The sequence below is a fragment of the Streptomyces triticisoli genome (genome assembly GCF_003270085.1).
In the GTDB taxonomy this organism is placed as follows: Bacteria; Actinomycetota; Actinomycetes; order Streptomycetales; family Streptomycetaceae; genus Streptomyces; species Streptomyces triticisoli.
This window is the reverse complement of the sequence record NZ_QFDQ01000036.1, coordinates 18,633-29,372: the sequence shown is the minus strand read 5'-3', so window position 1 is coordinate 29,372 and position 10,740 is coordinate 18,633. Positions and strand designations below refer to the sequence as shown.

Here is a 10,740-nt window from a genome sequence, read left to right as displayed (position 1 = left end):
CGGCCCGCACCGTGTGCGGGCCGCCCCCGGGCCGGGATTCAGCAGGGCGTCAGGAGGTGTGCGGGCAGTTGCCCCGGGACTCCTCGATCGTCAGGCTCGGCCGCGGCAGCGGGCACAGGAACTGCTCGTAGCGGGTGTCCTTGTCGATGAACCGCTTCAGCCACGAAATGCTGTACTTCGCGATCGTCGTGTTGGACGAGTTGGGCGTGAAGTGGGTGGCGTTGTTCAGCTCCAGGTAGGCCCGGTCCAGTGAGGACGGCAGGCCGTTGTACAAGGGCTTGGCGTGCGTGGAGACCGGGGCGATCGTGTCGCCGTCGGCCCCGAAGATCAGGGTGGGTGTCCTGACCTCGGGCCAGGTCTTGTCGAGGTTCCAGGGCGTCAGCGGGACCGCGGCCCGGAGCGAGGGGCGCTTCTTGGAGGCTTCGAGGGTGCCGCCACCGCCCATCGAGTGGCCCATGACGCCGAGCCGGCTGCTGTCGACGCGGCTGCGGACCGCGCTGCGGCCGGTGAGGTAGTCGAGTGCGGCGAGCAGTTGGTCGCCGCGGGAGTCGGGCTGGTCGAGGGTGGTCTTCGTGTCGATGGTGAAGACGACGAAGCCCTGGGAGGCCAGGCGCGGGCCCAGCCAGGCGATGGAGGATTCGTAGGCGGTGAAGCCGGGCGAGACGGCGATCGCGCCGAAGGTGCCGTCGGCGGTGCTCGTCGGATAGTAGATGGTGCCGCCGCCGAAGCCCGTGACGGAGAGCGAGGAGACGGAGAGCGAGGAGACGGCGTACGGGCCGCGCAGTGCCTCGATGCTGGAGTTGGTCGGCGCCGGGCCGCGCTGGTAGGGGTTGTCCGCCGCGTGGACGCCGGGGCCGGTGAAGGTGGTGAGGCCGACGACGGCGGCGACGGCCGCGGCCAGTCCGGCGATCCGGCGGGTCCTGGTCCGCCCGGCACGGAGCGGCAGCGGGTTCGCGGTCGAGCCGGCGGTGCGGGTGTGGGGGTGCTGCTGCACGACGAATGATCCTCTCTGTCGCGGCGAGCCGCCGGTCCGGCCGGTGCACGGGGATACGGCATGGGTTGCGTCCGTGCACCGGCCGGAGGCGCCGCCGATGGGCTGGCGGTGCCACTGTCGGAGAGGAAGGGGCCGGCACGGACCGGCAAATTCACCGGTCTCGTGCACCGCGCCGCGCGGGTCGGGTCGTGGGCTGCGAGAACGAGGTGTCCACCGGGCGCGCCGACGGCGGTGACGTCACGGTCCCGGGCGGGCGCACGGCGTCCGGGCGGCGGGCCGGGCTCCGTCCGCTCGGCTGTGAAAAAGCAGCCCGGAGTTGTGAAGTTCGTGCGTCCTTCAAGCAATGGCCACCGTCGTTGCCATAGACAAATCGACCGCATAAGTGGCGTATGCCGCGAGATCAGCGGCCGGCTTACGGAGTCGGCCGAGCGCGGTCTCTCACCGCTGCAAAGAGCGCCCTATGCGAGTGATAGCATCCCCACGTCTGTGACCTTGGCCCACTCGGCCAGGCGCTGCATTGAGGTCGGCCCGCGCTCGGCGCAACGGCGGTCGAGTCGTTCTGAGCGGTTGTGCCACGGAATCCCGTGAGGTACATCCGCCGACGGCTGCAGGCAACACGCCAGGAAAGGTTTCCATGAATCAAGACGCACTAGTTTGGTGCCTGGTTGCAGCGGTGGCGGTCGCCGTTGCCGCGGCCCTGGTGCTCAATCGCCGCAACAAGGCCATAGCGGCGAAAAAGGCCCAGGTCGAGGCCACCCTGACACAGAAGCTCAGCGAGACCGAGGGTCAACTTGCTGGTTTATGGGGTGAGTTGCAGCAGCACAAGACCCAGCACGCCGAGACCATCCAGGAAGCCGAAGAGGCGGCGGAGGAGAGCACCAAGGCCGTCCTCAAGGGCTCCGCGCGCTTTTTGCAGAGCCTCGCCGCGGAACAGCTGGCACTCCTCGAGGAAATCCAGCGCAAATACGGTGGTCACGCGGTCCTGGGCGATCTGCTGGAAGTCAACCACGCCAATGCGCAAATGGCGCGCAAGGCGCAGGGTATTGCGGTGATGTGTGGTGCGCCGCTGGGCCGCCGCAATAAAGCCGCAAGTGTTTATGACGTCGTGCGCAGCGCGCAGGGGCAGATTCGCAATTTCCGGCGTGTCGAAATCATGCAGCAGACCGGTTTTGCGTTGAAGGCGTCCGCTGTTTCTCCTGTTGCGCTCGCCGTGGCCGAGCTTCTTGACAACGCTGCCAGCTTTTCTCAGCAGGGGTCGCCGATCGAGGTGACTTTCCAGCGGGTGCAGAAGAACCTGTGCATCGTGATCGACGACGCCGGCGTCGGCATGAACGACGAGGACCGGCAGAAGGCGTCCGCGCTACTCTCCGGTGACCACCGCCCCCGTCTGTCGCAGCTGGGCAACCAGCCGAAGTTCGGTTTCCCCGTGATCGGCCTGCTGGCACAGCAGTACGGCTTCCGGGTGGACGTCACCGGCATCTCCCGCTACGGCGGTGTCCGCGCGGTCGTGCTGCTGCCCGAGGAGCTGTGGACCGAGGAGGAGATCACACCGGCCGAGACGCCCCAGCTCAGCACCATCCACAGCGCCCCGGCCCGGCCGGAGTCCGTCGCGCGTACCGCGCATGGTCTGCCCAGGCGAGGAGCACGCCAGGTGCCCATCGCGAGCGTTCCCGACCACGACGACACGGCGGCACCGCCCGCCGCGGCGTCGGAGGAGACCGGCCGCGCCGCCGGCCGCAGTCTGGGAGCCTTCCAGCGCGGCACGCTCTCGGGCCGGAACCTCGCCTCGGCACCGTTCGAAGGATCCGATGACACATGACCACAGACCTGTCGTGGATGCTCGATGACATCGTGAACAACGTGCCGAAGGCGCGGCACGCCGTCCTGCTGTCCGCGGACGGCCTTCCCCGCGGTGCGACCGACGGCATGGCCCAGAAGGATGTGCGCACCATCTCCGCCGCCATGGCGGGGATGCAGTCGCTCAGCCGGGCGACCTCCCACTTCGCCGGGCCGGGAGAAGACAGGCAGTGGAACCAGACGATCATCGAGTTCTCGCACGGCTGGATCTTCCTGATCGGCGCGGGGCAGGGGGCGTACCTGGCCGCGGCGGCGGAGCCCGACGTCGACATGCAGCAGATCTCCTTCCGCATGCACCGGCTCGTCGCCAGGCTCGGCAACAACCTCACCTCGCCTCCCAGGGTGGACGCCCAGACCACGGCCGAGCGGCCCGGCCGTGGCGAGGACCGGCAGGAGGCCACCGGTGGCACAGGGGTCGCCATCGCCTGCCTCGACGAGGCGGTCGGTGAGGTGCGGGGCGCCCGCCACGCCGTGCTGCTGGGCTCCGACGGGCTGCCCCGCGGCGCGACCACGGGGATGAGCCAGGACCTGGCGGACACGATCTCGGCGGCGATGACGGGGATCCATGCCTACAGCCGTGCCACCTCGCAGTTCGCCGGCGTGCACGAGGACGCGCAGTGGAGGCAGACCGTGATCGAGTTCCAGCACGGGTGGATCTTCCTGATCTCTGCGGGCCGCGGCGCCTTCCTCGCCGCGGCGGCCGAACACGACGCCGACATCGAGGAGTTCACGGCCCGTCTGCATCAGGCGGTACCCCGGCTGGACACACATCTGGCATCCCGCGGGGCGGTGATCAGCAAGTGAAGGACGAGCCGGAGCAGGACCTGGAGCTGACCTCTCCCTTAGTCCCCCTCTTCGTGATCACGAACGGGCGCGCCCTGCCCCCGGACCACGCGTATGAGCGCACCACCCTCGTGTCCGCGCACGAGGGTGCCTCCGCCGCGGCTCGCACGATCTCCCCCGAGGCCCGCCAGGTTCTGGATCTGGTCATGGACGGTTTTCTGTCCGTCGCCGAAGTGGCCGCCCATACGCACCTGCCTCTGGGGATTGTCCGGATTCTCCTGGCGGAGTTGGAGGAGAGCGGCCTCGTCATCGCGAGGAAGCCCGTTCCCCGTGCCGAACGCGTCGATCGAGAACTCCTCAACGCGGTACTCGACGGCCTCAAAGCCCGATTCGGAGCGTGATTCGTGTACCTGGATTCAGGCGTCTCCACCGCGGTGAAGATCCTTGTGGTGGGGCACTTCGGGGTCGGGAAGACCACGTGCATCGGAAGCATCTCCGAGATCGAACCGCTGCGGACCGAAGAGGAAATCACCGAAGCCAGCATAGGATTTGATGACCTTTCAGGAACTCCGGACAAGACCACCACGACGGTGGCGATGGATTTCGGCCGGCTGACCATCAGCGACGAAGTGGTGCTCTACCTCTTCGGCACGCCCGGGCAGGAACGCTTCAAGGAGATGTGGGAGGAGCTGTCCCGGGGCGCGCTGGGCGCTCTGGTCCTCGTCGACCCCGAGCGGCTGTCCGAGTCCTTCCCCGTCCTGGACCTGGTCGAGCGGTTCGGCCTGACGTACGCCATCGGCGTCAACCACTTCGACGGCACCACCACCTACCCGCTCTCGGAGGTGCGCGAGGCGCTGAACCTGTCGGCGAAGACGCCCGTCGTCATCTGCGACGTACGAGACCAGCGCTCCGCAGCGCAGGCCCTCATCACCCTTGTGAACCACCTTCTGTCCCTCATCGACTAGGAGCCACCCCTCATGCAGCAGAGTCCCGGTATACAGGGGCCACCACCCGGCTGCCCCGCGCACGGAAACGTCCAGCTCTACGGCGCTCGGTTCGGCTCCGATCCCGACAGCCACTACGAGCACCTGCGCACCCTGGGCCCGAGCGCGCCGGCCGACATCGCCCCCGAGGTGCAGGTCGAGCTGGTCACCAGTTATGACGCCGCCCTGTACATCCTGCAGAACCCCGCTTCGTTCGTCAGGGACTCGCGGCGCTGGAACGCGCTGAACGAGGGGCGCGTCCCCGAGGGCAGTCCGGCCCTGCCGATGATGGGCTACCGACCCAACGCACTGTTCAGCGACGGCGCGGCGCACGCCCGGCTGCGCCAGGCGGTCACCGACAGTCTGGCCGGTGTCAACGAGCTTCAGCTGGTGCGGCAGACCCAGCAGTCCGCCGACTACCTGATCAGCCGGTTCAGTTCCGACCGCCTCGGCCAGGCGGAGTTGATGGCCGACTACGCCCAGCCTCTGCCGCTGCTGGTCTTCAGCGACCTGTTCGGGTGCCCGCCCGAGATCGGCGACCGCGTCATCGTGGGGATCAGCGGCATCTTCGACGGCACCCCCGACGCCGACCAGGTGCTGGGCGGTGCGCTCGCCGAGCTGATCGCCCTCAAGCGGCGCCGTCCCGGGCAGGACCTGACGACCCGTCTGATGGAGCACTCCGCGCAGCTGACCGACGAGGAGGTGCTGCACCAGCTCGTGACGCTGCTCTCCGGGGGCACCGCTCCTCTGTCGGCGGCCATCGGCACCAGCAGCGCCCTGATTCTGGACGACGACTGGCAGCCCGGGCTGCCGGTGGAGGATGCGGTCACCCAAGTCCTGTGGAACTACGCGCCGATCGCCAACTACGCGGCCCACTACCCCACCCATGACGTGGAGTTGGGGGGCAGGACACTCAAGGCGAACGACCCGGTGCTGATCTCCTTCGCCGCGGCCAATACCGATCCCCGGCTGGCCGAACACCGCGAGCAGCTCAGCGCCAAGGCGCATCTGGCCTTCGGGGCCGGCCCGCACGCCTGCCCTGCCAAGGACGCCGCGTTCATGATCGCCGTCACCGCGGTCGAGTCCCTGCTCAACCGGCTGCCGGACATCGAAGTGCGCGTGCCGTTCAAGGACTTGAGCTGGGTTCCGGCTCCGTGGAGCCGCTCCCTGGTGGCCCTCCCGGCCCGGTTCACGCCCCGTACGGTGGCGCCGGTGCCCTCGCAGCCGCAGCCCCGGATGCCGGAGGCGCCCGTGTCCTCCGCCTCCCTCGCCCCGGCGCCCGCGCCGAGGCCTGCGTCGACTCCCGCGCCCAGGCCCAAGGCAGGACTGTTCAGCCGATTCCTGGCATGGACCCGAGGAGAGTGACGTAGGCAACCCTCAAGCGGAATAGTCATCTTGTATGTTTCGGCCATCGTCGGGGTAGGCATGGCGGCTGATGCTCAGGAAGGAGCCGTCGTGGAGACTGCGGTGACGCCGCCGCCCGACAGACGTTTCGCCGTTTCGCTGTTCTCGCGTCTAAGGACAGCGAAAGGCCAGGCCAACCCCTTTCCGATCTACGCGGAGCTGAGGTCGAGAGGCTCAGTCGTCGCAGCGCCCTGGGGAGGGCACCTGGTCACGGAGTTCGACCTGTGCGACCGGATCCTGCGCAGCCGTGACTGGCTGGAGCCCGACGCACGGTGGCGGGAGCAGCAGGGAGACGGCACGCGTTGGACGGCACCGTCCTCGCGTGAGATGAGCCGGACGTTACCCGCGCTCAACCCGCCCGAGCACACCTGGGTGCGCCGGTCGGCGGGCATGTTCGACCGCACCTCCCTGCAGGAGATCAGCGGGACGGTCGGCCGTACCACGACCAGACTCCTCGACACCCTCGGCGAGCGACTGCGCGACGGCGAGGCCGACTTCAACGCCCTGGTGAGCGAGGAGCTGCCGATCGCCACCATCGGGTACTGGCTCGGCCTGCCGACCGCGGACTTCCCCCGGCTGCGGGAGCTGACCCACGACCAGGTCTTCACCCAGGAGTTGCTGCCCTCCGCCAGTCAACTGGCCATGTCCGACGCGGCCACGGCGGAGCTGCGCGCCTACTTCATGGAGCTGGTGCGTCACCGGCGCGCCCACCCGGGCGAGGACCCGGTGTCGCGCTGGATCGCCACCTGGGACACCATGGAGAGCGATCAGGACAAGGCGGACGAAGCCGTCTACTTCCTCGCCCTGTTCGTACTGCTGGCGGCGCTGGAGACCACCTCCACGCTGCTGTCGACCATGACGCTGCTGCTCCTGGAACACCCCCGGCAGTGGGACTGGCTCACCGTCCATCCCGACATGGTGCCCGGTGCCGTCGAGGAGTCGTTGCGCTACGACCCGCCGACCCACGTGATCAGCCGCGTCTCCTCCCGGGACTGTGTCCTGGGCGGCGTCGAGATACCCAAGGACCACATGGTCCACCTCATGGTGGGGGCGGCCCAACGCGACCCCGCCAAGCACGAGGATCCCGAGTTGTTCAACCTGCACCGCAAACCGGCGCATCTCGCCTTCAGCGGAGGCATCCACTACTGCCTCGGCGCGCCGCTCGCCCGGCTGGAGGCCCAGACCCTCCTCCGTCAGCTGGTCGGGCGGTTCCCCGGCCTCACTCTCGTGCGCCGCCCGACGTGGGCGCCGCGCGTGGCCTTCAGACGCCCGCTGAACCTGGATGTCGCTCTCATATGAATGAAATGACCAACGACTTCGACAACTTCCCGTACAAGGCGCTGCGCGTCGATCAGGAGGGGCCGGTCCTGCGGGTCCGGCTCAACCCCTCGGGTCAGAACAGCACGCTGGACATCGCGGCCCTCGACGACCTCCTCGCCCTGCTCAACAGCCTCCACGAACGGCCCGACATCCGGGTGCTGGTCCTGTCGGCCCTGGGTGACGACTTCTGCCTCGGCGCCGATCGCGACGAGTACCGGACGGCGCTGGCCGAGGATCCGACCGGGGCCGCCACGCGCCGCATCGTCGACAAGGCGTACCGCGTGTGCGACGCCCTGGAGAACACCCATGCGGTCACCGTCGTCCGGCTGCACGGCAGGGTCGTCGGCGCCGGCCTCGCACTCGCCTCCTTCTGCGACCTTCGCGCGGGGGCGGACACCTGTCGGTTCCGTATGCCGGAGGTGGGGCTGGGCATACCGCCCGCGTGGGGAGGTGCCATGGGCCGCCTGATCGCCGAGAGCGGAGCCGCCAGGATCCGCGAACTCATGCTGACCTGCGAGCCCTTCGATGCGGCCACCGCTCACCGGCTCGGTCTCCTGCACAAGGTGGCACCCGTCGACGAACTGGACGCGGCCGTCGACGCCTGGGTCGGACCACTGGTCCGGCGCTCCCCCGAGGCGCTCACACTCACCAAGCGCATGCTCACCGGCTACGCGCGAGCGGACCGCATCGCCGACGTGGCACTGCTCGACGCCCACCTCCTCACCGCACAGCTCGGCCGACCCCGGCCACAGCGCGTGGGCGAGCACTCCGCCGCCTCGGTGAGCGGTCCATGACGGCGCACGCGCGAGAAGCCGTTTCCGCATGCGGCCGGGCTCGCCGTTGCGGTCCGGGCAGCACACCGAGGTCCGGGCACTAGAAAGGCGTAGGCCCCCGTGGGGAGCTCGGAGGCATCCCACGGGGGCCTACGGCCTCCAGCCGTCACTGCCCGGCACTGTCGTCCTTGACCAGGCGGGTCGACCTGCCGTTCAGCACCGGACGGGCGTCGTCGTACTTCCAGCGCAGAGCGAGGGCGTCCGCATGGCCGTCGTCGTCACAGGAGCCGTGGGTGCGCTCGATGTACGACTCGCCGGCCGGGTGCTCTCGGACACGTCGGCGGGTTCCGCCGGACGCAGGACCAGCCGTGGGGTGGGGAGGACGCACGGCCAGGGTTCCGTGGGGAGAGGCGAAGGCATGAGGGTGATCACCGCACCGGACGTCAGTGGTGCCGGTCCTCCCCGCCCGTGTGAGGTGCGGGCCGCCTCGTGGGGCGAGGCGACCCGCAGCGGTGGGGGGACGGGCGGGGAGGACCGGAGATCGGCGGTGTGGGTTCAGTGCGCCTTGTTCAGCTTGTTCAGGGCCTTGGCGAGGCCGTTGGCCCACAGCTGGTTCACGCGGGCGCGCTCGTTCGCGTTCGGGTAGCGGTTGGTGCAGGACGGGCCGGGGCCGCCGCCCGACATCAGCTCGCTGCAGGGGCCGCTGTAGTGGTCCGGCAGGCCTAGCACGTGACCGGTCTCGTGGGCGGTGACGCGGATCGAGTCGTACTGCCGGTTCTGCGCGTAGTCGAGGAAGATGTAGCCCTTGCCGTGGCCGTTGGTCGAGGCGTACGAGCCGCGCGAGTCGTTGCCCTCGCGGAAGGAGAAGTCGGCGCTGCCCGACGTCGCCTGGAGCTTGACGTTGGACACGGAGCTGTTCCAGATGGAGGCGGCGCTCGATATCTGCGAGCGGAAGCTGGGCGCCTGGGAGGCGTTGTAGTAGACGGTCACCGCCGCCTGCAGGCTCGGCTGGGCGGCCTGCCTCTCGGCGACCGACTGCATCACGGCCTCGAAGAACGCCTTGTTGCCGGCGGCGTTCTCCGCCGAGCCGGCGTACTGGGCGTACGAGGCGGTGGCGGACCCGGACGTCGCGGACCCGGTCGCCTGGGCGCTCGCCGGTGACGCGGTGCCGAGCGCGGCCGACGCCAGGCCGAGGCCGAGTGCGAGAGCCGTAAGTCTCGTGCGGGACGACTTCATGTGGGGGAACTCCTCGTTCGTGTGGGGTGGTGAACGATCGGTCACGCAGGAGTGTCGGGCATACCAACGGCCTAGCGGATGATGGCAGTTGGGGATAGCGCGAAGCTATCGGGGACCGACTCGTACGATTCCGCTGGTTCCGTTGGGATTTGAACATCTGGTGTGGCGTCCCACGCCGCCCTACGCTCCCTCCCATGGAGCTCGAGGTGAGGCACCTGCGCGTGCTGTGCGCCATCGCCGACCACGGCAGCCTGCACCGGGCGGCTCGTCAACTCGGTGTGGCGCAGCCTTCGTTGAGCACCCAGCTGCGTCGCATCGAGCACGCCCTCGGCGGCCAGCTCTTCCTGCGCACCCGTACGGGCTGCCGCCCCACACCGCTGGGGTACGCGGTACTGAGCCGCGCCAGGCCCCTGGTCACCGAACTCGCCGCGCTCGTGACCGAGACGAGGGCGGCGGCAGCGCGCGCCACCGACGGGCCCCGCCTGCGCATCGGCGCCACCGCCAGCCGGGCCCTGCCGGGCTGGCTGCGCCGGCTGCGCACCCGCGTGCCCCGCACCGAACCCACCCTCCAGATGGACGTGTCCGCCAACTCCCTGCTGCGCATGGTCGCCACGGGCCGGCTCGACATGGCCTTCGTGCACGAGGTCGAGGGCAGCCCGCTGCGCATCCCGTCCGGGCTCTGTCTGCGCGTACTGGTCGAGCGCGAACCGCAGTTCGTCTCACTCGCCGCCGATCACCCGGCGGCCGCACGGCCCGAGATACGGCTCACCGATCTCGCCGGTGACCGCTGGATGGTCGACGCCACGGTCGACGGCGAGTGGGACGCCGTGTGCCGCGTACTGCGCGAGGCGGGGCTCGAACCCGACATGCTGCACGGCGACTACCTCACCGCCTACTCCCTGGCCGCCACCGGCGAGGTGGTCACCGTCAGCCAGCCCACCACACGCCCCCGATCCGACCTCGCCACCCGGCCCCTGCAGGGCGACCCGATCGGCGTACGGCTCCTGCTCGTCGCCCGCAGCGAAGCCGAACTCGACAACGTCTACGTCGAGTTGGAGGAGGCCTACTGGGAAACCGTCCTTCAGGCACCGGCGTACCAGGAGTGGCTGGAGCGTTCGGCCCAGATACGGAACACCGTGGTTCTCGAGGCAGTGGCCGACGCGCAGCCTCATCGACGGGTGCCTGCGCAGGGCCGGCATCTCCTCCGCAGGCACGCACTTGACACCACGTGACTCATCACTCGCCCGGATCGCACCGCCGGCCTCCCGGCCGCCGCCGTGGGCCTGATGACCGTCACGACCGGCGCACTGATCACTCGCTCCACGTCCTTGCGCGCCGGTCTCCGGACCGGTCGCGGTACGCGCGAGGCGCACCGCCGGTTCTGCCGGGG

Annotated in this window: 11 protein-coding genes; 8 read left to right on the top strand and 3 right to left on the bottom strand. The window is 69.5% G+C overall.

What is annotated here, in order from left to right; genetic code table 11:
• Nucleotides 1-49: 49 nt before the first annotated feature.
• The gene (bdeA, locus tag DEP02_RS07390; RefSeq protein ID WP_112466537.1) at nucleotides 50-994 is read right to left on the bottom strand and encodes a bis(hydroxyethyl) terephthalate hydrolase; all 945 of its coding nucleotides are present in this window, start codon (nucleotides 992-994) and stop codon (nucleotides 50-52) included.
• Between the two features lie 634 nt (nucleotides 995-1,628).
• Here bdeA and DEP02_RS07385 point away from each other — a divergent pair.
• From DEP02_RS07385 to DEP02_RS07355, 7 genes are all read left to right on the top strand, one after another.
• Nucleotides 1,629-2,813, top strand: coding sequence for an ATP-binding protein (locus DEP02_RS07385; protein WP_112466536.1), 1,185 nt, complete (start codon nucleotides 1,629-1,631; stop codon nucleotides 2,811-2,813).
• Nucleotides 2,814-2,830: 17 nt separating this feature from the next.
• The gene (locus DEP02_RS07380) at nucleotides 2,831-3,655 is read left to right on the top strand and encodes a roadblock/LC7 domain-containing protein (RefSeq protein WP_112466539.1); all 825 of its coding nucleotides are present in this window, start codon (nucleotides 2,831-2,833) and stop codon (nucleotides 3,653-3,655) included.
• Nucleotides 3,652-4,035: a DUF742 domain-containing protein gene (locus DEP02_RS07375; protein ID WP_112466535.1), complete on the top strand. Its 384-nt coding sequence runs from the start codon at nucleotides 3,652-3,654 to the stop codon at nucleotides 4,033-4,035. Before DEP02_RS07380 ends, DEP02_RS07375 begins: the two co-directional genes overlap by 4 nt.
• 3 nt (nucleotides 4,036-4,038) lie before the next feature.
• A complete protein-coding gene (locus tag DEP02_RS07370) occupies nucleotides 4,039-4,599 on the top strand; it encodes a GTP-binding protein (RefSeq protein WP_112466534.1) in 561 nt (186 codons plus the stop codon).
• Between the two features lie 12 nt (nucleotides 4,600-4,611).
• Nucleotides 4,612-5,982 (top strand): cytochrome P450 family protein, encoded by a 1,371-nt coding sequence (locus DEP02_RS07365; RefSeq protein WP_112466533.1) that lies wholly within the window; start codon nucleotides 4,612-4,614, stop codon nucleotides 5,980-5,982.
• Nucleotides 5,983-6,072: 90 nt separating this feature from the next.
• Entirely contained in the window at nucleotides 6,073-7,320 is a 1,248-nt protein-coding gene (locus tag DEP02_RS07360; protein ID WP_232838994.1) for a cytochrome P450, read from the top strand.
• A gap of 5 nt (nucleotides 7,321-7,325) precedes the next feature.
• Entirely contained in the window at nucleotides 7,326-8,135 is an 810-nt protein-coding gene (locus DEP02_RS07355) for an enoyl-CoA hydratase/isomerase family protein (protein WP_438947736.1), read from the top strand.
• Between the two features lie 145 nt (nucleotides 8,136-8,280).
• On the opposite strand, the gene DEP02_RS07350 is transcribed toward DEP02_RS07355, so the two are convergent.
• Both DEP02_RS07350 and snpA read right to left on the bottom strand, forming a co-directional pair.
• Entirely contained in the window at nucleotides 8,281-8,502 is a 222-nt protein-coding gene (locus DEP02_RS07350; RefSeq protein ID WP_112466530.1) for a hypothetical protein, read from the bottom strand.
• A gap of 167 nt (nucleotides 8,503-8,669) precedes the next feature.
• Nucleotides 8,670-9,350, bottom strand: a complete 681-nt coding sequence (snpA, locus tag DEP02_RS07345) for a snapalysin (protein ID WP_112466529.1) — start codon at nucleotides 9,348-9,350, stop codon at nucleotides 8,670-8,672.
• A gap of 194 nt (nucleotides 9,351-9,544) precedes the next feature.
• On the opposite strand from snpA, the gene DEP02_RS07340 reads away from it, so the two are divergent.
• A complete protein-coding gene (locus DEP02_RS07340) occupies nucleotides 9,545-10,582 on the top strand; it encodes a LysR family transcriptional regulator (RefSeq protein ID WP_112466528.1) in 1,038 nt (345 codons plus the stop codon).
• Nucleotides 10,583-10,740: the final 158 nt, after the last annotated feature.

Excerpts from the sequence above, each read along its gene's own strand:
- DEP02_RS07355 (WP_438947736.1), top strand. The coding sequence starts at position 7,326 with ATGACCAACGACTTCGACAACTTCCCGTACAAGGCGCTGCGCGTCGAT.
- DEP02_RS07340 (WP_112466528.1), top strand. The coding sequence starts at position 9,545 with ATGGAGCTCGAGGTGAGGCACCTGCGCGTGCTGTGCGCCATCGCCGAC.
- DEP02_RS07380 (WP_112466539.1), top strand. The coding sequence starts at position 2,831 with ATGCTCGATGACATCGTGAACAACGTGCCGAAGGCGCGGCACGCCGTC.
- DEP02_RS07365 (WP_112466533.1), top strand. The coding sequence starts at position 4,612 with ATGCAGCAGAGTCCCGGTATACAGGGGCCACCACCCGGCTGCCCCGCG.
- snpA (WP_112466529.1), bottom strand. The coding sequence starts at position 9,350 with ATGAAGTCGTCCCGCACGAGACTTACGGCTCTCGCACTCGGCCTCGGC.
- DEP02_RS07385 (WP_112466536.1), top strand. The coding sequence starts at position 1,629 with ATGAATCAAGACGCACTAGTTTGGTGCCTGGTTGCAGCGGTGGCGGTC.